The organism is Microcoleus sp. ARI1-B5, assembly GCF_036705795.1.
Taxonomy (GTDB): domain Bacteria; phylum Cyanobacteriota; class Cyanobacteriia; order Cyanobacteriales; family Microcoleaceae; genus Microcoleus.
In genome coordinates, this window is sequence record NZ_JAUBVK010000001.1 from 48644 (window position 1) to 72219 (window position 23576).

At 48.1% G+C, this 23576-nt stretch carries 16 protein-coding genes; 11 read left to right on the plus strand and 5 right to left on the minus strand.

Translation table 11 applies throughout. From position 1 onward, the window contains the following. Positions 1 to 332: 332 nt before the first annotated feature. From dnaJ to QUB63_RS00235, 4 genes are all read right to left on the minus strand, one after another. Positions 333 to 1463, minus strand: coding sequence for a molecular chaperone DnaJ (dnaJ, locus tag QUB63_RS00220; protein ID WP_332942746.1), 1131 nt, complete (start codon positions 1461 to 1463; stop codon positions 333 to 335). A 132-nt stretch (positions 1464 to 1595) separates the two neighbouring features. Next, positions 1596 to 3743 (minus strand): molecular chaperone DnaK, encoded by a 2148-nt coding sequence (gene dnaK, locus QUB63_RS00225; RefSeq protein ID WP_332942747.1) that lies wholly within the window; start codon positions 3741 to 3743, stop codon positions 1596 to 1598. 670 nt (positions 3744 to 4413) lie between these two features. Further along, entirely contained in the window at positions 4414 to 5205 is a 792-nt protein-coding gene (gene grpE, locus QUB63_RS00230; protein WP_332942748.1) for a nucleotide exchange factor GrpE, read from the minus strand. Between the two features lie 316 nt (positions 5206 to 5521). Further along, a complete protein-coding gene (locus tag QUB63_RS00235) occupies positions 5522 to 5671 on the minus strand; it encodes a hypothetical protein (protein ID WP_332942749.1) in 150 nt (49 codons plus the stop codon). 1073 nt (positions 5672 to 6744) lie between these two features. On the opposite strand from QUB63_RS00235, the gene QUB63_RS00240 reads away from it, so the two are divergent. The 7 genes from QUB63_RS00240 (at position 6745) to QUB63_RS00270 (ending at position 15834) form a co-directional block, all read left to right on the plus strand. Then, a complete protein-coding gene (locus QUB63_RS00240) occupies positions 6745 to 8754 on the plus strand; it encodes a GspE/PulE family protein (protein ID WP_332942750.1) in 2010 nt (669 codons plus the stop codon). Between the two features lie 130 nt (positions 8755 to 8884). Next, positions 8885 to 9982 (plus strand): type IV pilus twitching motility protein PilT, encoded by a 1098-nt coding sequence (locus QUB63_RS00245; RefSeq protein WP_332942751.1) that lies wholly within the window; start codon positions 8885 to 8887, stop codon positions 9980 to 9982. 101 nt (positions 9983 to 10083) lie between these two features. Continuing rightward, on the plus strand, positions 10084 to 11211 hold the full coding sequence (locus tag QUB63_RS00250; RefSeq protein WP_332942752.1) for a type II secretion system F family protein: 1128 nt from the start codon (positions 10084 to 10086) through the stop codon (positions 11209 to 11211). A gap of 210 nt (positions 11212 to 11421) precedes the next feature. Then, a complete protein-coding gene (locus QUB63_RS00255) occupies positions 11422 to 12036 on the plus strand; it encodes a hypothetical protein (protein WP_332942753.1) in 615 nt (204 codons plus the stop codon). A gap of 505 nt (positions 12037 to 12541) precedes the next feature. Then, complete coding sequence (locus QUB63_RS00260; RefSeq protein ID WP_332942754.1) at positions 12542 to 14197, plus strand: ABC transporter substrate-binding protein; 1656 nt, start codon at positions 12542 to 12544, stop codon at positions 14195 to 14197. A 65-nt stretch (positions 14198 to 14262) separates the two neighbouring features. Then, on the plus strand, positions 14263 to 14814 hold the full coding sequence (locus tag QUB63_RS00265; protein WP_332942755.1) for an AAA family ATPase: 552 nt from the start codon (positions 14263 to 14265) through the stop codon (positions 14812 to 14814). 9 nt (positions 14815 to 14823) lie between these two features. Beyond that, positions 14824 to 15834 (plus strand): ABC transporter permease, encoded by a 1011-nt coding sequence (locus QUB63_RS00270; protein ID WP_332942756.1) that lies wholly within the window; start codon positions 14824 to 14826, stop codon positions 15832 to 15834. Between the two features lie 85 nt (positions 15835 to 15919). On the opposite strand, the gene QUB63_RS00275 is transcribed toward QUB63_RS00270, so the two are convergent. Continuing rightward, entirely contained in the window at positions 15920 to 16333 is a 414-nt protein-coding gene (locus QUB63_RS00275; protein WP_332942757.1) for a hypothetical protein, read from the minus strand. A 443-nt stretch (positions 16334 to 16776) separates the two neighbouring features. Here QUB63_RS00275 and QUB63_RS00280 point away from each other — a divergent pair, with 443 nt between their 5' ends. The 4 genes from QUB63_RS00280 (at position 16777) to QUB63_RS00295 (ending at position 23574) form a co-directional block, all read left to right on the plus strand. Next, positions 16777 to 18645: an efflux RND transporter periplasmic adaptor subunit gene (locus QUB63_RS00280; protein ID WP_332942759.1), complete on the plus strand. Its 1869-nt coding sequence runs from the start codon at positions 16777 to 16779 to the stop codon at positions 18643 to 18645. 306 nt (positions 18646 to 18951) lie between these two features. Then, complete coding sequence (locus QUB63_RS00285) at positions 18952 to 20169, plus strand: ABC transporter permease (protein WP_332942760.1); 1218 nt, start codon at positions 18952 to 18954, stop codon at positions 20167 to 20169. Positions 20170 to 20289: 120 nt separating this feature from the next. Next, a complete protein-coding gene (locus tag QUB63_RS00290) occupies positions 20290 to 21510 on the plus strand; it encodes an ABC transporter permease (protein ID WP_332942761.1) in 1221 nt (406 codons plus the stop codon). A gap of 336 nt (positions 21511 to 21846) precedes the next feature. Beyond that, on the plus strand, positions 21847 to 23574 hold the full coding sequence (locus QUB63_RS00295; protein WP_332942762.1) for a M10 family metallopeptidase C-terminal domain-containing protein: 1728 nt from the start codon (positions 21847 to 21849) through the stop codon (positions 23572 to 23574). The last annotated feature ends 2 nt before the right edge of the window (positions 23575 to 23576 follow it).

Consider the following 23576-nt stretch of genomic DNA (forward strand, 5'->3'; position numbering starts at 1 on the left):
TCTACCGCCGAGTTTTGACACCAATTGGTGTCATTTTTTTGAGGACTCTTCCCACAAATTGCCGAACAATTATTCTACCGCCGAGTTTTGACACCAATTGGTGTCATTTTTTTGAGGACTCTTCCCACAAATTGCCGAACAATTATTCTATCTGTACAAAATGAGCGCAATTGCGCTCACTTTTTTGAGACAGAATTAAACAAATTGCCGAACAATTATTCTACCTGGGCAAAATGTGTCCAATTGGACACAAATTTTTGACAGAGAATTTAAAAAATTGCCACGGAATCATCAAACAGGAAAATTTGACACCCATGGGTGTCAAAAATTGCTTATTTCTGAAACAAATTGCCCAGAAATCCTTCCAAGCCGCCTTTACCAGTACGATCGCCCTTCAGCTTAGCAAGCTGCATCAGCAACTCCCGTTCCTCAGCAGTCACCTTAGTTGGAATGTCAATAGACACCGTAATCAAATGGTCGCCGCGACTGACTGGATTTCCCAACTTAGGCACTCCTTTTTTCTCCAGAGTCAGAACCGTACTAGGCTGAGTTCCCGTAGGAATCAACAATTCCGTCGGGCCGTCTACGGTTTCCACTTCCAACCGACAGCCCAAAATTGCTTGCAAGTAACTAATCTTAACTTCCGAGTTAACATTAATGCCGTCCCGCTTAAATAGCGGGTCTTCATTCACAGCCAAGAACACGTAAAGATCCCCCGGCGGCCCGCCCAGCTTGCCAGCATCTCCTTCATTGGAAACGCGCAAGCGAGTACCGTTGTCAACCCCAGCCGGAATAGTGATTTTCAGCTTTTTCATCACTTCTTTCTGGCCGCGGCCGCCACAAGTTTCGCACTTATCCTCAATCACTTGCCCGGTGCCGTTGCAGGTGGGGCAAACTGAAACTTGAGTAAAGCTGCCGAAAGGAGTGCGGGTAGCGCGTCGGACTTGGCCGCTGCCGGTACAAGTCGAACAGGTTTGGGGTCTGGTTCCCGGTTTGGCGCCAGTCCCGGTGCAAGTTTCGCAGGTTTCCAGGTGCTTGATGCGGAGTTCTTTTTCTCCACCAAACACTGCTTCGCGGAAATCCAGCCGCAAATCTAGGCGCAAATCGTCTCCGCGCACTGGGCCGCTGCGTCTGCGACCTTGTTGTTGGGTGCCGGGCCCTCCCTGAAAACCCTGAAAGAAGCTTTCAAAAATATCAGCAAAGCTGTCGCCGAAGTCTTGGAACCCGGGGCCCCCTGTCGCACCGCTCACACCAGCTTCGCCGAAACGGTCGAAACGGGCGCGGGTTTCCGGTTCTGAGAGTACCTCATAGGCGCGGTTAATTTCTTTAAACCGCTCCTCGGCACCGGATTCTTTGTTGACATCTGGATGGTACTTGCGAGCTAGGCGGCGGTAAGCACGCTTAATTTCCTCTTTGTCTGCACTGCGAGAAACGCCTAATATTTCATAGTAATCACCGGCCATAGAGCTGCTTGCCTGGAGGTAAATAACAAAAAGTGTACGAAAAAGAAACGGGCGACCTTTCCTGCAATTACCAATTAAAAATTAAAAATTCTCATTGTTAATTGTTAACTTTTAATTTTTAGCTTTTCAGTTCTAAAGGAAAGGATTCATATCATCTACTTCAGGTTCGGGAACCTTCGGTTTTGGTTCCGGTTTTGGTTCCGGCTGTCGCTTTGACTGTCGTTCCGGTTTTGGTTCCGGTTTTGGTTCCGGTTTTGGTTCCGGCTGTCGCTTTGACTGTCGTTCCGGTTTTGGTTCCGGTTTTGGTTCCGGTTTTGGTTGCGGTTTTGGCGGAGCTTGGGGCGGAGCTTGGAGCGACACCTGCTGCTCTGCCGTCAGCGCCGCAATGCTGTCGTCGGTAGCTGCAACCTCTTCTAGTTCTGACACCATCTCGCTTTCAACCTCTGGCGAGGACGGGGCTACCCCGCTGCGGGCCAGCGAATAGACTGCTGTCCCGAGCGAGTATAGCAGTTGCTTGAAAGCTTCGATTTGATCGGTGAGTTCCTCGCCTGTGATGTCGGGGTTAGCCATCGCCGCCTTCAAGGCTGCTGCTGCTGTTTCGGCTTCGGCTTTGAGGTCGTCGCCGAGCAGTTGCGCGTTGGTTTTCAAAGTGACACCACAATTATAGACCAGGGTGTCGGCTTGATTTTTGAGTTCGACGAGTTGAGCGCGCTTGATGTCTTCGTCGGCGTAAAGTTCGGCTTCTTGTCGCATCCGTTCGACTTCGGTTTCGCTCAATCCGCCAGTATTGGAAATTTGGATGCTTTGTTCTTTTCCGGTTCCCTTGTCTTCAGCGGCAACTTTGAGAATGCCGTTGGCATCGATTTCAAAGGTAACTTCGATTTGAGGTACGCCGCGGGGGGCTGCGGGAATGCCTTTGAGCAGGAATTTGCCGAGACTTTTATTGTCTTTTACCAATGCGCGCTCGCCTTGGAGGACGTGAATTTCTACGGAGGTTTGCCCGTCTGCCGCGGTGCTGTACATTTGCGATCGGCTGGTGGGGATAGTTGTATTGCGCTCGATGACTTTAGTGAACACCCCGCCCAAGGTTTCGAGTCCCAGGGAGAGCGGCGTCACGTCTAGCAGGAGCAAATCTTTGACTTCACCGCCCAACACCCCGGCTTGAATTGCCGCGCCTACGGCTACAGCTTCGTCGGGATTGACCGATTTATCGGGAGAAACGCCCCCAAAATACTTGCTAATTGCCTCTTGAACTGCCGGAATCCGGGTTGAGCCTCCGACTAAAATAATCCTATCTATGTCTTTGGGGGTAAGACTTGCGTCTTTGAGGGCTTGAGTCACCGGATCGATCGTCGCCTGCACCAAATGAGCCACAAGTTTTTCAAACTGAGCTTTGGAAAGATCCATTTCCAAATGCTTCGGCCCTTTTGCATCAGAGGAGATGAACGGCAAATTAATGGAGGTGGATTCGCGGCTGGAGAGTTCGATTTTCGCTTTTTCCGCAGCTTCTCGGAGGCGCTGCAAGGCCATTTTGTCATTTGAGAGGTCGCTGCCTTCTTGAGTCCGAAAAGCTTCTACCAGCCACTGGACTATGCAGTCGTCAAAGTCGTCTCCTCCGAGATGGTTGTTACCTGCAGTAGCGTTGACTTCAAAAATTCCGTCTCCCAGTTGGAGGATCGAAACGTCGAAAGTACCGCCGCCGAGGTCAAAGACTAATATTTTCTGTTCGATATTTTGCTTGTCCAGCCCGTAGGAAAGGGCGGCCGCCGTCGGTTCGTTGACGATGCGCAGGACTTCTAAACCCGCGATCGTACCGGCGTCTTTAGTAGCTTGGCGCTGGGCGTCTGTGAAGTAGGCCGGCACTGTAATCACGGCTTGGGTAACAGTTTGTCCCAAATAAGCTTCAGCATCTTGCTTGAGCTTTTGGAGTACCATTGCCGAGATTTCTTGGGGGGTGTGAACCTTGTTCCGAATTTGGACGTTAACGGTGTCGTCTTTGCCTTTGATGCAGGTATAGGGAGTGCGGGATCTTTCTTCTTCGGTGTCGTCCCACCTGCGTCCGATAAATCGTTTGATGCTGTAGACAGTATTTACAGCATTAGTTACAGCTTGCCGCTTGGCTAGTTGACCGACTAAGCGATCGCCCGCCTTGCCAAATCCTACGATGCTCGGAGTTGTGCGGCCGCCCTCGGAATTGGCGATCACGACTGGTTTACCGCCCTCTAACACAGCTACGCAACTGTTAGTCGTGCCTAAGTCAATTCCAATAATTTTTCCCATAGCGCCTCATAAAACTTTGTGGGATGTTTGGAAATTTCCAACTACAAGTTGGGGAATGAAAAACGACTCAGCTTGTTTTAACAAGCATCACCAGACCTAATTTGTAAGTATAAACTTGATGTCACAAAGCAACATCAAAGACGGGCCGGTCGATTAAAGAATTGGAGATTTTAGATTTTAGATTTACTTGCAGCGCCGTGAATCACCGGAGCTTGAGTTCTGGTCTAAAATTTTGGGATCTCCACGACTTAATACCAGTTCCAAGAAAGAATGCAACTCGCTGGCGCGTGTTCCCAACCTTTATGAAGTCAGTCGATTTTCCATTTTTCGATTTTAAATTTTAGATTTGACTTGCAGCGCCGTGAATCACCGGAGCTTGAACAAGAGTCTAAAATTTGGAGCTCTCCACGACTGAAGTACGTAGCACGGTATCCGTTTTTGGGCGGGGTCATTCCCAATCTTCAATGCGCAAATCGCCAATCGAAAATGGTATAAGTCGGGGCACGGTACCCGTTTTTGGGCGGGTCAAAACATTCTTCAGATTTTTTTGAGAAAGCGCTGACCTGCTTTTAGTCCTGAATTAAGAAGTTGGTGAGTCTGCCGCCTTCGGGCCCCCGAATAGAATTCGGGGGTCAGTGCAGGGCGAGGAATGCAGTAGCTTCTATCCTGATTAACTTTCCGAACTATCGGGATTTTCATCTGAGGCTACCACAGATATCCCAGGCGCTGCAACTTTCACTTTGGCGTGCCGCAAGACGCGATCGCCCAGAATGTAGCCGCGTTCTAGTTCTTGGATGATTGTTCCTTCCTCGTGTTCGTCAGTTGGCTCGCTGAGGAGAGCTTCGTGGAGGTTGGGGTCAAACGGTTCGCCTTCGGGGCGCATCGGAGAAACCCCGATTTGCTTGAGGCTATCTACCATTTGCTTGTAAACGCTTTGGTAGCTTTTGTGAATGTTCATTTCGCCGTCGTTTTGCGGCTTGATGTGCGATCGAGCGCGCTCGAAATTGTCAATTACCGGCAACAGGGGTTTGATCGTGACACACCTTGCCTGTAAATCTAGCTCTTCTTTTTCCTTTTGGGTGCGCCTGCGGAAGTTCTCAAAATCAGCAGCTAGGCGGAGATTTTGATTTTTCAGGTCTTCTAGTTGAGCGGATGCGGCTTGCAACTGAGCTTTTAAAGCCTCTTTTTCATCTGTTACGGAGGCGAGTTCCCTCTTCCACGACTCAGCCGCGTCTGCTGTCGGGCTGTTGGTGGAACTGGTGGTGACAGTAGGCCCGGATGCGTTTGCTCCCTTGCGATCGGCCTGAGCACTTTGATAAGCTTGAGCAAGTTCGAGCTCCCAATCGGCAGATCCATTTGAGTTTGCTGGTGCCGGCGGAGTTTCGCTTGCCATTGGCGAACCCTCTGGGGGAACCCCAGTTGAGTTAGGATCTTGATCTTGCTGTTTTTCCTCGTCAATCATAAAAGCTGCGCGACAGAACCCTATCAATTCTAGCAGATACATTTAACCCGGTAAATCTAGAGAACTAGAATTTCCTGTGTATGGCACTATCTGATTCATAGGAAATCTCCCGCCTTTGTGGAGGCATCTCTCAAAGCTTTCAATAAAATATTGAAAGGGTCGTTTAGATATAGCCGAGTCTCAGATAGATGGGGTACAAGTTTAGATTTGAGATTTGAGATTGGGCGATTCGGGGATTGGGCGATTCGGGGATTTTGTAATTGTTAATGAATGGGTGAAGACCTCATCTTTCCGAGAACCGCTATATCTACCGATATTATGAGGAAGCAACAAACGTTTTGTTTGCTCCTTGTTTGGGATTAATGCGATATTTAAATCTTTTTTGAGAAGTATCTTCGGCTGTTACCAGAAAGAATTGGTTTAAAGCGTCTCCCCGATCGGGACAAATTAAAAGAAGACTATTCATTACTCCAATCCTCGGACTTCCAGGTAGAGGTCGCCCTCTTGCGGTCAACTGTCAAGCGGTCAACGGTCAACTGTCAACTGAATGAAGCCCGATCAAACAATCCCTAGGTGGAGTATTGTTGATTCAAAGTTTGCTTGAAAGTTGAGGAATTTAAAGTGGATATATGTATTTTTTTTGTGCAATTTGACTACATATTTGATCTTTTTTGGGCCAGATATAGAAAACGAAATAATAATTATAGTGAGTGAGAAAGTAGTTAGTTGTGTTATTCTGTAACTCAGATACTAGGTTGTTAATCTTGAGGACAAGGGGGCGGCTGTTTTTCGGATTCGCGAAGTCGTTTAAATTAGAGATTTTTTGCGAGTCTAATGAGAGAGATTAGCTGGTGCGGGCGGACTTGCTCTATCGGTAGATTAGATATCCGATCTAATTTACCTATTTCCAAGATTTATGAACAGTCAAGATTGCGTCACAAAGGTTCGGACACCAGGGTATAATTAGAGTAATATTTGCCGACCAAAAACCTGAGCGGCTCGAAATCTGTGCTTCTGACTCCGGGGGGGCGATCGGGCTGGGGGCGATCGGCAGATAATTAATCAAAATATATCTCAAAAGACCGATCGAGGCTTTCGTCAAACTTATCATCATCAAAGATCCCATAGCCGATCTTTAACCTAGTACAGATAACCGCGCCTGCGAGGGCACTGTAATTTGACCAAACAATTTGCGAATATAGAACGATCGTGGAAAGGCGACACACCCAGGGGGCAATCCCCAAGTGCTGTGCCCTCTCGGCTATAACAAGAGTATCTCGCAGGTTCATCCGGTAAGCAAGCAACTTAGCACTCAACGAACAATATTCGATGGCCAGCATCGGCCACTCCCTCCAACGTCTCGTCAATTTGTGGACGAAAATGAGAGGGGACTAGGAGCTTACACTTTACAAATAGGGATTGAGCCATCAAATCACGATCGCTCAACCACAAGCAAAAAATACGGGGTTAAAAGCCCGCGCTGGTTTTCCTCTCAGCACTCGAAAGTGACTGAGTTTTCCACAAGCACGAGTGTTTTTTATGACTAACACATCCCAGGGGTTTCGCTCCACATCGATAGTTGCTGTGAGCACTTTTACTCCGGCTCTCAACAAGATGATTCAGTCGGGTTACGTCAACGGCGACCAACTGAAGCAAGCTCAAATTGAAAGCCGGAAGTCGGGCAAGCGGTTGACGGAGGTATTAGAAGCACTTACCGGGCAGCCGTTGCCCCCTGAATTGCTGCGGCTTTACAAGAAGCAGCAGATGTTTGAACGCAAGATAGTCTACGGGGTTGAGGCCTATGACCCGGAGATGAGCTCCATGTCGAACGAGCAACTCGGAATTATGCTCGATAGGTTGAAGATTTCGATCGACATTTGTCACCAAGGTCGCTTTTTACCCGTAGCGAAGACTGAAGCTGAGCCTGCGGCAGTTTTAGTGGCAATGGTAGATCCCGACAACCTCAACGCCATAGAAGATTTGCGGCGGATTTTACAGCCTCACGGCTTGGCCCTGCAGCGACGGGTGATTACGCCCGACGACTATCAGGACATAACTTCGTCCTATCAAGACGAGCAAGTTAAGGTAGCAGCCAAATTAGCAGAAGCGGAAAAGCAGAGAAAGCTGGAGTTAGGGGAGGGAGATTTTGGCGAACTCTCGCTAGAAGAGGAGAGTGCGGATCAAGAAGACTTAGCTAACACCATAGACGATGCTGAGGCGGCTCCGGTAATTAAGGCCGTCAATATCATTTTGGCGAAAGCTTTGTCGGAAAAGGTGTCTGACATCCACGTAGAACCTCAAGAAGAGTTCATGCGGATTCGGATGCGGAAAGACGGGGTGCTGCAAGAGTATTTCCGGTTTCCGAAGCAGGTAGTGCAATCGATTACGGCTCGTTTCAAGATTATTGCCAACCTGGACATTGCCGAACGCCGACAAGCTCAAGACGGTCGCATCCGCCGGGTGTTTGAGGGACGCACGGTGGATTTCCGGGTGAACAGCTTGCCTTCGCGGTACGGCGAAAAAATCGTGCTGCGGATTTTGGACAGTTCCAGCACTCAGTTGGGTTTGGGTTTGTTGATCTCGGATCAGGAAACTCTGGCTTTGGTGCGAGAGTCTGCTAGCCGTCCGTTCGGACTGATTTTGGTGACAGGGCCGACCGGTTCGGGCAAGTCCACTACTCTGTACTCGATTCTGGCTGAACGGAACGATCCGGGGGTTAATATCAGTACGGCGGAAGACCCGATCGAATATGCTTTGCCAGGAATTACCCAATGTCAAGTAATTCGGGAAAAAGACTTGACTTTTTCCAACATTCTGCGGGCGTTTTTGCGGCAAGACCCTGACGTGATGCTGGTGGGGGAAACGCGGGACAAGGAAACGGCAAAAACGGCTCTGGAAGCTGCTTTGACGGGACACTTGGTGCTGACGACGCTGCACACGAACGACGCGGCGGGGGCGGTGGCGCGTTTGGCGGAAATGGGCGTAGAACCGTTCATGGTTTCGGCTGCTCTGTTGGGCGTGTTGGCTCAGCGTCTGATGCGGCGCGTTTGCGACAAATGCTGCATTCCTTACCAGCCTACTGCTGAAGAACTCGGCAAGTACGGTCTGTCAGCTTCTCAAGAAATCGATCTGACTGTTTACAGAGCCAACACCATACCGGTGGAGGAAAGGAAGGAACTGGCAGAACGCGAGCAACTTTGTCGCAAGTGCGGTGGCATAGGCTACAAAGGACGGGTAGGGGTTTACGAGTTCCTGAAAAATACTGAGCGGCTTCAAACTCTGATCACTCAAGGAGCTCCCACAGAGCAAATTAAGGAAGCAGCAGTAGAAGAAGGGATGAAAACGTTGTTGGCTTACAGCTTGCAGTTGGTGCGGGAAGGCGCGACTACCTTTGAAGAAGTCGAGCGGGTGACGTTTACTGATTCGGGATTGGAGGCGGAATTGAAAGCCAAACGCAAGCAGGGACTTACCTGCAAAAGTTGTCGGGCGGAATTGAAGCCGGAGATGCTGGATTGTCCGTACTGCTTGACCCCGCGCTTTGTGGATTGATTGGGCAGTTAACAGTTGACAGTTGACAGTTGACAGTTGACAGTTGACGGTTGACTGTTAACTGTTAAATGTTAAATGTATCTGAGTTAGATTGGTCTATAACTATCAACTCGATCGAGGAGAGGTATCTATGGGTCTGATGATTGAAGACGTACTGGAGTCCCTGGTAGAGCAAGGGGGTTCGGACATACACATCCAAGCGGGCGCGCCTATATTCTTCCGAGTCAGCGGGAAACTAACTCCTCAGTCGCAATACGGCGACATTCTGTCTGCTGAGGAAGTGCAGATCCTGATTTTCCAAATGCTCAACAATATGCAGCGCAAGCAGTTGGAAATGGAGTGGGAACTAGACTGCGCTTACGGCGTTCGGGGATTGGCTCGGTTCCGGGTGAATGTTTACCGGGAGCGGGGGGCTTGGGCTGCTTGTATGCGGGCTCTGGCTTCTAAGATTCCTAACGCAGATGCTTTAGGCGTGCCGCAGATTTTGCGGGATCTGACGGAAAGACCCAGGGGTATGCTGTTGGTGACGGGACAAACGGGTTCTGGGAAAACTACTACGATGGCGGCTTTGTTGGATCTGGTCAACCGGACGCGGGCGGAACACATTCTCACAGTTGAAGATCCGATCGAATACGTGTTTCCTAATATCAAGAGTTTGTTTCACCAGCGCCAAAAGGGCGAAGATACTAAGAGCTTTGCTAATGCGCTGAAAGCAGCTTTGCGCGAAGATCCTGATGTAATTCTGGTGGGGGAAATGCGGGACTTGGAAACGATCGGTCTGGCAATTTCGGCGGCGGAAACGGGTCACATGGTGATGGGAACGCTGCACACTAATTCGGCGGCTGCAACGATCGATCGGATTTTGGACGTGTTCCCGCCAATTCAACAACCCCAGGTTCGCGCCCAGGTGTCTAACTCTTTGGTCGGAATTTGCAGCCAAAATTTGGTGGTGAAAGTTGGGGGCGGCCGCTGCTGCGCTATGGAAATCATGGTGAATACTCCAGCTATGGCTAACTTGATCCGGGAGGGTAAAACTCCAATGATTTACTCCCAAATCCAAATGGGGGCGAAATTGGGCATGAGGACGATGGAAATGGCCCTCGCTGAACTTTACAAGAGCGGTAAAATCACTTGGGAATCCGCAATGGGCAAGGCTTCTAAGGCTGATGAACTCGAACGCCTGATCGGCCCGGCACCTGCTGGTACTGGCAAGGTAGGGGCTCATTAATTCGGTCAGCAGTCATCAGTCATGAGTCCGCCAAAAGAGTTCATGACTGATGATTGATGACTGATGACAACTAACTTTTAATAAATTTGCAGAGGCAATCTATGGCTACCAACGTCATCCGCCAAAAACCTAAAGGCAGCTTTAGTTTTGATAAAATTCAGGAGCAAATCGAGTATAACTTTACCAGTCTTACTGTTAAGGATATGGCTATTTTTGCTCGTCAGTTTGCGGCTATGTTTAATGCAGGGGTGGCGATCGTTAGATGCCTTTCCGTGCTGCACGAGCAGTGTTCTAATGCTAAGTTGAAGCGAGCGCTCAGCAGCATGAATGCTGACGTGCAGGAAGGGATAAACTTGGCAGAGGCGATGGCGAAGTTTCCTGATGTTTTTGACCAACTATTTATCAGTATGGTGGCGGCGGGAGAAGTCGGCGGTGTGCTCGATGAAACCCTAGACCGTCTGGCGGTGATGATGGAAAAAAATCACAAGACGGAGGCTGAAATTAATTCGGCGATGTCTTATCCTAAGACTGTGTTTTTCATCGCGATCGTGATTTTTTTCGCAATGACCATATTCTTGCTGCCAACTTTTGCAAAAATATTTAAGGATATTGGTGCAGATTTGCCGGCTTTTACAGTGTTTATGTTGGCAATTAGTGCATTTTGTACGGCTTGGCCTCCGATCCAACAACTGACAGTTATTGGGGTGATTATAGCGCTAAAATTTGCATTCGATATGTACTACAAAACTCCAATGGGCCACCTGCAAATTGATAGGATTGCGATGAAGTTGCCGATTTTTGGAGATTTGATAGAAAAATCGGCTGTGGCTCGGTTTTGCGTGATATTTGGGTCGCTGACGCGATCGGGCGTGCCAATTCTCAATTCTTTGGAAATTGTGCGAGATGTGGCGGGGAATCAGGCGATATCGAATGCGATCGAATATGCCAGACAGGAAATTCAAAGCGGCGGTATGATCAGTATTGCTTTGCAAGAACAGCAAGTTTTCCCATCTTTGGCAATTCAAATGATGGCAATTGGCGAGGAAACCGGGGAACTAGACAAGATGCTGATGAAAGTGGGCGCTTTCTACGAAACGGAAGTTGAAGAAGCAGTCAAAGGGCTTACCAGTATGCTAGAACCTTTGATGATTGTTGTCGTCGGTGGTATCGTAGGTTCGATTTTGCTGTCGATGTATCTGCCGATGTTCGCTGTGTTTCAGAAGCTGTAGACAGTTGACAGTTGACAGTTGACAGTTGACAGTTGTCAGTTGTCAGTTGTCAGTTGTCAGCAGTCAGCAGTCATTGGTTTTGTTTGAGTTTTTAAGGCTGTTCGGTCAGTAATCTGGTGTTGGCTACATTTTCAATTAGCCATTACCAATTACCGCAAACTAATGACTAATGAGTGATGACTAATTAATTAATTAATTGATTGATTTAAAATGGCTGTCAAACAATCACATTACGAGGCATTGCTAGCAGAGTACACCGAATCTTCGGCGGCGATCGCCCTGCTGAAAAAGTATCGACTTTACATGGAAATGATTCCGAGTATCCGCCGCGCTAACGAAAGTTTAATTAGCATTCCTTTGCCGATTGCGCGCTTGCGGGAAGGGGTTTCTTATGCGGGAAGCGGGGGGACTAGCATATCGCCCGGACAGGCAGTTTGTTTGCCCTGCGATTTGGCGATTTTGATGTGCGATCCCGAGTGGAAAGTTAAAATAGGGGTGGAAATTTTGATTTTCATTCACCGCCCTGGTGAAGATTTTTCTGATTTGTTGGGCCGCTGGCGGCAGTCTCAGGTTTGGCTGGATAAAGGTTACGAGTGGGTGATGCCGTACCGCTACAGGCATATTTTCAGCGATGAAGCTGAGGCGGTTCATCCGCTATTTGTTTTGTTTGAGGAAACTAGCGATCGCATTCAGCGCGGTTTGATGGCGGCGGGGTTGCCGTTTGTTGTTGAAAGTTTTGACTCGGGGATTGAGGAATTAGAGGATGAAGAGTTTCTCGGTAGCCCAGAATTGGGGAGTATGGGTGAAGAGAGTTATGAGTTGTAGGCGGTGGTGCGATCGATAGTTTGGAAGTTGGTACTGAGGATTTTTGGGGATTTCGATTATCTGCGACTGTGCCGAGTTTTACTCGATCGCAAATTCGCGCTATTTCCAATAGCATATCATCAGCGTGTTCTATTTTGTTTTGTTAAGTAAATTTCATTTTCCGATAGAATTTATTAAATGAACCGCAGAGAACGCAGAGGGCGCCGAGAGGAGAGCAAGAGCAAATTAGAAATGTTTCGATCTGAGTGAAACTTGCTATTATATCATTCCGCTCGCTCCAATACTATAAAACTGGTTTGTGGTGAAGACTTTAGTCCTCACAAAGAAGGACTAAAGTCCTCACTACAAACTAATTTTATTACGGTGATTGACCGGACTTGATATTAAATATTGTATCGGTTCGCAGTCAGGAATGCAAGTTTTTTCTGATCTAGGCTATTCAGGACTGAAGTCCTTTCTACAAAATTTTAAGATAGCTGATTTTTAGCAGGAAGGAGCGAGTGAGATGAAATTAAGAAAATACTGGCGTTTAGTTTTATTAAGTATAGTTTTTGGGATGGCTGTAGTTCTATCAAATTGCGGCCCTCCTGCAAATATTAGCAATAATTCTCCAACTCGGATCGCTCCTGCTGCGGCTCCACCCGGGGCTTTAGTCTACGGTGCTGGCGGGCCGCCGGTCAATCTGGAACCGGGAAATATTACTGATGGCAATTCGGTGATTGCGATCGACCAAATTTACAATCGCTTGACTGATTTCAAACCGGGAACTGTGGAACTTGAGCCGAGTCTCGCTACTGAATGGTCAAGTTCTAAAGATGGCAAAACTTGGACTTTTAAGTTGCGTTCCGGGGTAAAGTTTCACGACGGCACGGATTTTGACGCGGAAGCTGTTAAGTTTAATGTGGAGCGCTGGTGGGATGCGAAAAATCCTAACGGTTATCGAGAATCTGGCAAAACTTATCAAATTTGGAAGGACTTTTTTGCTGGCTTTAAGGGAGATAAAGATTCTTTGGTAAAAGATGTGGCGGTTGTTGATAAATATACCATTAAGTTTGTTTTAAATCAACCTTTTGCTGCTTTTCCTGCGGCGATTGGGTCTGGTTATTTCGGGATGGCGAGTCCGGCGGCGGTGAAAAAAGCGGGTGCTAAGTACGGTACTCCTGGGTCGCTGGCGGTGGGTACGGGGCCTTTTGTGTTTAAGGAATGGATCTCGGGCGATCGCATTGTCTTAGAAAAAAATCCGAATTATTGGAAAACGGGAACGCCAAAAGTAAATCAATTGGTAATTCGTTTTGTTGACGATCCGGCGGCGAGACTGGCTCAATTGAGGGCTGGTCAACTTGATTTGACTGTGGATTTAACGCCGGATCAACTGAAAGAAGTTCAGGGAGATCCTAATTTAGAAGCTGTTGTGCGACCTTCTTTTAATGTCGGTTATTTAGCGTTAAATCCGAGTTACGAACCTTTGGCAAAATCAGAGGTCAGGCGGGCGATCGCGCAAACAATCAACAAGCAAGCTATAGTCAAAGCTTTCTGGGGAGAACTCGGCAAATATGACTCGCAATTTATCCCGCCTTCGCTGAATTGGGCGGAGTCTGACAAAGTTAAAGATTACGAATTTAACCCGCAGCAAGCTAAAGCATTGCTCGCGAAAGCCGGTTATCCGAACGGTTTTGATTTGGATTTGTGGTATATGCCGGTCAGCCGTCCCTATTTTCCCACACCGAAGCCGATCGCTGAGGCTTTTGCGGCGGATTTGAGCGCGATCGGGATTCGGGTCAAATTGCTGACAAAGGATTGGTCTGCTTATTTGGCCGATCGGCTAAAACCTCCGGGCTTTCAAGCTTTTATGATGGGCTGGACTGGAGATTATGGCGATCCTGACAATTTTTATTATCCTCACTTCGGGCCCGGTTCGACGGCGGATTTGGGAAATTGGAAAAATCCGAAAGTTCTGGAACTTTTGGATAAGGGGAGGGCGACTGGGGATAAAGCAGCTAGGGCGAAAATTTATGCGGAAGTTAGCGAGATTTTGCATGGGGAGGCTGTGCGTTTGCCGATCGTACATTCGCAGCCGCTTTTAGGGAAACGCAAGAATATTCAAGGTTGGATTCCGAGTCCTTTGGGGTCTGAGTCTTTTGAGGAAGTGAGCAAAAATTGAGACTTTAGATCGAGACACCTCTCCTGGGTTATCTTACTTTACATGAATTTACCTTAACAAACAGTATGGAGAGCAATCAGCAACCTGCAAATCATCAGCCACAAATTATTTTGATTACCGGGAACATGGCTGCCGGAAAATCAAGTGTGGCCCAATCACTTGCCGAACGGTTGCCCAAAAGTGTCCACCTTCGCGGCGATATCTTTCGTCGCATGATTGTGAATGGACAGGCCCAAATGGCGTTAAATTTGTCAGCAGAGGCATATCAGCAGCTTCAACTGCGGTATCACCTGGCTGCAATGGCAGCGCGACACTATCTCCAGGCTGGTTTTACGGTCGTTTATCAAGACATAATCATTGGTTCGGCACTGGCTGAGGTACTTACCACTTTTCACGATGTGCCCTTGTCCGCGATCGTTCTGTGTCCGAAGGCAGAAGTTGTAGCTGCACGGGATGCAGCAAGAACGAAAACCGGATATGCCAACGAAACAATGGTTTATGCATTCGATCGCATTCTCCGTACCGAAACTCCTCGCCTTGGCTACTGGCTGGATTCAACCAATCTAACGGTAGAAGAAACGGTCGATCGGATTTTGGCAAATTTGCAAGGTGAATGAGATCGACTGATGTTTCAATATATTGCTAAACGTTTGCTGGGACTACTGCCAGTCCTTTTCGGAATCACTCTGCTAGTATTTACTTTTTTGCATTTGATACCGGGAGACCCAGCTACAGTGCTTTTGGGAGAAAGGGGAACTCCCGAACAGGTAGAAGTTTTGAGAGCAAGGTTGGGTCTGAATCAGCCTTTACCTTTGCAATATTTGGCTTTTTTATGGAGTTTGCTGCGCTTGGATTTGGGAAATAGCATTATTAGCGGTATTCCGATTATTGATGAAATTAGAAGTCGCTGGCCTGCTACGTTGGAACTGTCTGTGGTGGCGATGTTGGTGGCACTTTTTATCGGAATTCCGGCGGGGATTTTGGCTGCTGTTCGGAAAAATAGCTGGCTGGACAATCTCGCGATGAGCGGTTCTTTGATTGGCGTATCTTTGCCGGTGTATTGGTTGGGATTGATGTTGATTTATTTGTTTGCTGTTTATCTGAAATGGCTGCCTCCTAGCGGGCGGATTAGTGTGGATTTGGGGTTTGGTTTTAAGTCGATTACGGGTGTTTATGTTTTGGATTCGTTGCTGAGGTGGGATTTGGCTGCTTTCCGGGATGCGATCGCCCATCTCATCCTCCCAGCCTTGACTTTAGGAACTATCCCGCTAGCTATTATCGCTCGAATTACTCGTGCTGCGATGCTGGAAGTGCTGGCGCAAGATTACATCCGCACGGCGCGGGCTAAGGGTTTGCCGGAATTTTGGGTGATTTTGAGACACGCTTTGAAAAATGCGTTTTTGCCGATCGTCACAACTATTGGTTTGCAGTTCGGCACTCTTTTAGGCGGCGCTATTCTGACTGAAACGATTTTCTCGTGGCCGGGAATTGGTTCCTGGATTTACAGCGGGATTCTGGCGCGGGATTACCCAATTGTCCAAGGAGGAGTAATTTTTGTGGCTGTAACGTTTGTACTGATTAATCTGGCGGTTGATATTTCCTATGCTTTTTTTGACCCGAGAATTCAGTACCGTTAATTAAAATAGATCGGATTCGGATCTTGAAATCGCATCTACACAAACTTTCGTCCACTCCAAGCGGACTGAAAGAGTCAGGTATAGATTATGAAACAGAAAACGCTTGTTTAACATCCGGCTGTAGCAGGTAGTAAATGCTAGCGGCTGCAAAACCCAGACTTAAAAAATTGATTGCTGCACCTGCGCTACCAAACATTTTAGCAATTTGCGCGAGGATGGCGATGACATGGATAATTAATGTTCCCGTCCAAGCCCATTTTTTTAGTTGAAACAAACCCCAAGTTAAGACTAGGGAAATAATTCCGATGATTAGAGCGATCGCAGCAAAAATTGCAATGAAGCCGCCGATGACAGTGCCAACTTTGGCGCCGAATCCCACCGCACCGAGACCGCCCAAAACGCCTGCAAATAGTAGGATGAACAAGCCGTCAAGGAGACTGAAGACGCCGCTAATTAACTGCAAGATTGCCAGAACTGTAACGCTTTGAGGACGATTCATGTTTGGGGCTTTTCCATTTTTAACGGATTTGAAAAATATTTTAACCTGTTGTGTGCACAGGGCAGATAGATATTCAGGACTTCGGCACGGTGCGATCGAGAAACCTGTTTATGAGAGTCAGCGTCTTAATGCTGTGTCGTTAGTCGCGCACTGTGCGATCGCCCAGTCAAACAAGTCACAACGCCAGTTTAGTAACTCTCGCTACCTGGGGAAAGCCTTCGCAGAGAGTGAGTTTGGCGCGAGCGAAGTTTGATCTCACCTCTTGAGACTGAAAAAACTTAACATTTTTTAATAAGTTGCAAAGATTAGCTATAATTGTTTACAGGTGCTGGTTGGGGAACTTTTTTTAAATCACCCGATCGGATGAGTCTGAAAGACGATGCCGCGCATCAGCAAAAATTTTACCTTTAAGGTAATCCTGAGATTTAATTAGGTGAGTCGGTATGATCGTTAGCCCCAAAAAGGAAACTGCTCAGGTCAAGGTGGAAGATACTCAGATTGTAGACACCAAGGCCCCAGAGACTAAAATTGCAGATAACAAAACCCCCCAAAAGCAGTCTCCGAAGAAATCTGCGCGGAAGATGCCGCGGTGGGCGATCGGTGTGGTTGCAGCCGGGTTGCTAGCTGTACCGACTACCTTATATATATCAAAAAGTCGATCGCAGCCGAAAGTAGATGCGATCGCCACTATGACAGTGCCGGTGGAAGCGCAAAACCTGACGGTGCGGATCACGTCCAGCGGCACGGTGCAGCCCGTACAGCGCGTGAATCTCAGCCCGAAAGGCTCCGGCCGCATCGCAGAATTATTTGTCGAACAGGGCGATCGCGTCGAAGCAGGACAAATCGTAGCCCGCATGGAAAGCCGCGATGTAGAAGCTCAACTCGCTCAAGCTAAAGCCCGCGAAGCTAGCATTCGAGCCAAACTTGCGAAAATTGAAGCTGGAAATCGATCGGAAGACATCGCCAGCGCCCGAGCGCGCTTAGAGCAAGCCGAGGCCAGTCTCGCGCAAGCCCAAGCCGGAAGCCGCTCCGAAGAAGTTGCAGGAGCCAGAGCCCGCTTGCAGCAAACTCAAGCTCGCTTGCAGCAACTCCGAGCCGGCACCCGCGTGGAAGAAGTCAGCCAAGGGCGAGCTCGTTTAGCCCAAGCTCAAGCTCGTTTAGCAGACGCTCAAACTGGCAGTGTCAAACAAGAAATTGCCCAAGCACAAACGCAAATTGAATCGAGCAAAGCCCAAGCCGAACTAACAGCTCAGCGGGTAGAACGCAACCGCCCGTTAGTGCAAGAAGGTGCTCTTGCTCAAGATAAACTGGATGAACTGATTAAAGAAAATCGTACTGCGCAAGCTAGAGTCACAGAATCTCAAAAACGCCTGCAACAACTGCAAGAAAGTCGGGAGTCGCAAATCCAGCAACTGCAAGCTGCTGTGGAAGTCGAGCAGCAAGCATTGAAGCAGTTGCAAAACGGCACGCGATCGGAAGAAATTACGCAAGCCGAAGCAGAAGTTGCCGAAGCAAAAAGCAAATTAGCACAAACAGAAAACGGCAACCGTCCAGAAGAAATCGCCAAAGCCCAAGCAGCAGTTGCTGAAGCAAAAAGCCAATTAGCCGCCCAAGAAAACGGTGCTCGCCCGGAAGAAGTAGCTCAAGCTCAAGCTGAATTAGCCGAAGTTCAAGCTCAAGTCCGCTACCAAGAAGTGCAGTTAGAAGATACGAAAGTTCGCGCTCCTTTTGCAGGAGTTATTACTCAAAGATACGCGATTCAAGGAGCTTTTGTAACTCCGGCAACTTCGGCATCGGAAGCTACTTCGGCTACTTCTACTTCGATTGTCGCTCTGGCTAGAGATGTGGAGGTTTTGGCGAAAGTCCCGGAGGCAGATATCAGTCAAATTAAACCGGGTCAAGTTGTTGAAATTGTGGCTGATGCTTATCCCGATAAAGTGTTTAAAGGCCGCGTTAAGTTAATTGCGCCGGAAGCTGTTAAGGAACGGGATGTGACGCTGTTTCAAGTGCGGGTGGCGATCGATACTGGCAAGGATTTCTTGCAGTCGGGGATGAATGTAGATTTGAGATTTGTCGGTCAAAAGCTTAGCAATGCTTTGGTTGTGCCGACTGTGGCAATTGTGACTAATAAAGGTCAAACGGGTGTGCTGGTTCCTGATGAGAAGCAGCAGCCGAAGTTTAAGGCTGTTACGGTTGGATCGACTATTGGTAACAAGATTCAGATTTTAGAGGGTGCTAAGGCGGGCGATCGAGTTTTTACTGAACTTCCTCAAGGTAAAAAATTAGAGGATATTATCAAGAATCAAAAATAGGGCATGGGGCATGGGGCATAGTGCATGGGGCATTATTTATCTTGATGGCTTTAGGGTGTTTTCCAACCCGGAGATCCCCCCTAACCCCCCTTCTTAAGGGGGGGACAAGAGCTGTCAAAGTCCCTCTTAACAAGGGGGGGACAAGACTATTCTTGCGTCGACCCCTACTCCCCTTATTAAGGGGGATGCGAGGGGGATCGAGACTCGACTACAAGCGAGATTTATTATGGGTTTAAATATTAAGTTGACACCAATAATCCCAATTCCCTAATCGAAAATCCAAAATCTACAATCTAAAATAGACTCATGGATATTGTTGAAAGCGTCAAAATGGCTGTCACAACGTTGATGGCCAATAAGCTCCGCAGCAGCTTGACGATGTTAGGAATTATCATCGGTAATGCTTCTGTAATTTCGATGATCGGTATCGGCGAAGGAGCTCAAACGTTTATTGCGGGACAAGTTAACTCCCTGGGGTCGAATTTGCTATTTATCATTCCGGGAAGTCCTGAAGCCCAAAGTCGCCCGGTGATTCCTCCTCAGACGTTGGTGTTGGAAGATGCTGATGCGATCGCCTCTCAAGTTCCTTCTGTCCAAGAAGTTGCACCAACTCTCAATGACAGTCAACTGGTTACTTACCGCAATAAAAATGTTTCGTCTTCCATTGTCGGAACTACTCCCGAGTTTCTGTCGGTGAGAAGCTTTGATGTTGCTAGAGGTCGTTTTTTAAACAAATTAGATTTAGAAAGACAAGAAAATGTGGTGGCTTTAGGCTCGGAAGCTGCTGAACAATTGTTTGGCAATACGCAGCCCCTAGGTCAATATATTCGCATCAAAAACTCGACTTTTCAAGTGATTGGGGTGATGCAGGCTAAGGGTTCGAGTTTTGGCGACAATCAGGATATGAACGTTTATTTGCCGCTGACAACGATGGCTAACCGGATTGTCGGGCGCTCGTCTCCCTACGGTACAAAGGTGACATTTATTTCGGTTTCGGTGAAAGATGAAACTTTGATGCGGGCGGCGCAATTTCAGATTGAAAATCTGCTGCGTTTGCGCCACAATATTACTAAAGAGGATGATTTTACTGTCCGAAATCAGAAAGATTTAATGAATACTTTGGGCAGCATTACTGGTGCTTTGACTCTGATGTTGGCTTTTGTGGCGGCAATTTCGCTGTTTGTGGGCGGCATCGGGATTATGAATATTATGCTGGTTTCTGTTACTGAACGTACTAAGGAAATTGGACTGCGAAAGGCGATCGGTGCTTCTCCTCAGGATATTCTGATTCAGTTTATGATTGAGGCTGTGATTTTGTCGGCTGCTGGTGGCGCGATCGGCACTGGATTCGGTATCGGCGGTGTGCTGTTAGTGTCTGCTTTTACTCCTTTGCAAGCTAGTGTTTCTCCAGTGGCGATCGCCCTTGCAGTCGGCGTTTCTGGCGGTATCGGCTTATTCTTCGGCGTCGTACCGGCAAAACAAGCTGCTAAATTAGACCCGATTGTGGCATTGAGAAGTGCTTAAAAAAGTCAGTTGACAGTTGACAGTTGACAGTTGACAGTTGTCAGTTGTCATTGGAAGCAATTCCCAATTCCGAATTCCCAATTCCCAATTCCCAATTCTCTATTCCCAATTTATGAATTTATGAATTTTATTGAAAGTGTCAAAATGGCCGGCCAAACACTGCTAGCAAATAAAACTCGCAGCAGTTTAACAATGATTGGGATGATTGTGGGAAATGCCTCGGTAATTGCGATGATGGGAATTGGAGAGGGAGCTCAAAAATTTGTGGGCGGACAAGTTCAATCCCTGGGTACAAATGTATTGATTGTGAGACCCGGAGTGCCTAATGCTAGCCGAAGTTCGATTAGAAATGCGCCTCAAACGCTGATAGTAGAAGATGGTAAGGCGATCGCAACTCAAGTCCCGTCGGTGCAAGGCGTCTCTGCAGAACTCAACAGTTCGGAGATTGTTCGCTACAGCAATAAAAATGTCTCATCTCTGATTTTCGGCACAATTCCCGAATTTCTGACAGTCAGAAACTTTGAAATGGCTAAAGGGCGATTTTTGACGGAACTCGATGTCAAGCAAAACAATCAAGTGGTGGTTCTCGGTTCAGAATTGGCCGAGAAACTGTTTGCTAATACCAATCCCCTCGGCGAACAAGTGCGAGTCAAAAATGTCAGCATGAAAGTCATTGGAGTATTTGCGCCGAAAGGGACATCTTTTGGTACGAATTATGATAACTCAGCCGTTGTGCCGATCGCCACAATGGCCAACCGCATTGTCGGGCGCAAGTCTCCCTACGGTTTAGCTGTCACTTCGCTGTTTATTTCGATTAAAGATGAGTCGAAAATGGATGCGGCTCAATTTCAGGTAGAAAACTTGCTGAGACTGCGGCACAAGATTACCACAGAAGATGACTTTACGGTGAGAAATCAGAAAGATTTAATGGCAACAATGGGTGCAATTTCCGGGGCTCTGACAATTATGTTAACCGCTGTTGCCAGCATTTCTCTGTTGGTGGGCGGCATTGGGATTATGAACATTATGCTGGTTTCCGTCAGCGAGCGAACTCAAGAAATCGGGTTGAGAAAGGCGATCGGAGCGTCCCAACAAGATATCTTGTTTCAATTTATCGTCGAAGCTGTAATTTTATCTGCGGCCGGAGGGATTGTCGGTACTTGCGTAGGAGTGGGCGGTATCTTGCTTGTAGGTAATTTTACGCCCCTGCAAGCTGGTATTTCGCCAGTGGCGATCGCCCTTGCTGTCAGCGTGTCCGGCACAGTCGGCCTGTTCTTCGGCGTCGTCCCCGCGCGCCAGGCCGCCAAACTCGACCCGATCGCAGCCTTAAGAAGTGCTTAACAAATAATCACGCATATAGCATACTTAAGTATATACCTGCGCCAGTACATACATAATGTTACTGGTTGATGCTAACCACGATATATATATGTTGAAAAATTAATAAAACCAGTCGGATGGTAAATTTTTAGCAAAAATAATGTACTTTAAATAAAATTTAAACCGGAAACTTTATCAAAATGAGTGACAAATTAAAGATTCAATAAAGTTGCACTCAGGGGATTTACTTACTCAAGAAAAAGTCTAATAATCTAAACTACGATCCAACACTCATAGCATCGATCGATGGCTATGAGTGTTGGCTATTTAATGATGAAAATTATCAAATAAAAACCAATGGCTTCTATTACCAGCAGTGCTAAATTCGACTTTCTCGAAGGAACTTCAGGCCCAGACACAATTAACGGCTTGGAGGGCAACGACATAATTTATGCCAAAAGCGGAGACGACTTTCTCGAAGGCGGTGCAGGTAAAGACAAAATCTGCGGCGATCCCGGCAACGATACAATTTTCGGCGGCGCAGACGAGGATATCATCTGGGGCGGCAAAGGCAACGACCTGATGTTTGGCAATTCCGGCAACGACACCCTCTACGGTGGCGCAGGCAGCGATACCATAAGCGGTGGCGAAGGCGATGACATATTTGCGATCGCCAAAGGCAACGGCGGCCCAACAGCAGCCACAGCAGATTACATCACAGACTTCGGCAGCGGCAACGACAAAATTCAATTGCTAAATAATCTCACCTTTGAAGACTTAAACATCCAGCAAGGCACAGACGCTAACAGCAACAGCACCGTAATTCAAGACAAACTCACAGGCGAATATTTAGCAGTATTGCCAGGAGTCAACAGCACCACAATCAACCGCGAAAACTTCACAACTCACCTATCGGGAAACCCGGTAACACAGTGGAACGAAACGATGCTGGACGCCGTGCGGACAGCCAGCACCGCGCCTCCGGCAGCCTCCCGCAACATGGCAATGGTTCACGCAGCGATTTACGACTCGGTGAACTCGATTACCAAAAAATACAGCCCTTACCGGGTCAACATAGATGCACCAGCGGGCGCGTCAGAAGAAGCAGCAACAGCAGCAGCAGCCTACCGCACCCTAGTTAGCCTGTACCCGGCACAAACCGTCAAATTTGACGAAGCATACGCATCGTCTTTAGCAAAAATTCCCGACGGCAAATCTAAGCAAGACGGCATCATCCTCGGACAACAGGTTGCTGACCAAATTATCACTTTGCGGAGTACAGACGGCGCGAACAAAACTGTTACCTACACACCCAAAACCGACCCCGGCAGTTGGCAGCCGACTCCTCCCGCCTTGGCAGCGTCGCTGGCGCCCCAGTGGCCGGACGTGACTCCCTTTGCGATGACTAGCGGTTCCCAGTTCCGCCCGTCGGGCCCGCCCGCCCTCGATAGCGCCAAGTACGCAGAGGAGCTCAACTACGTCAAAGAAATCGGCAAAGTTGACAGTCTGACGCGCACCCCAGATCAAACTGCGATCGCCAAATTCTGGGCCAACGGCGGAGGTACTTTTACTCCCCCCGGCCACTGGAACCAAATCGCCTCAGAAGCAGCGGCCCTCTCCGGCACCTCGTTGGAAGATAGCGCCCGCTTGTTCGCCCTGCTAAATATTGCCGAAGCCGATGCAGCTATTAGCTGCTGGGATGCTAAATATCAGTACAACTTCTGGCGGCCGGTGACAGCTATTCGCCAAGCTGACAAAGACAACAATCCCAACACGACAGCCGACTCCCAGTGGACGCCGCTGATTGCAACTCCGCCCTTCCCGGAGTATATGTCAGGCCACAGTACCTTTAGCGGTGCAGCCGATGCAGTTCTGAGCTCTGTATTGGGTGCGGATTTTGGCTTTGCCGATCGGGGAGACAAGTCTGTCAACAGTTTGCGAACCTTTGACAACTTCGCCCAAGCGGCAGACGAATCGGGGATGAGCCGCCTTTACGGAGGCATTCATTTCATGAGTGCTAACGCAGACGGTTTGAGTGCGGGTAGAAATGTGGGTAACTATGTTGTCCAGAATTTCTTGGTTTAGGA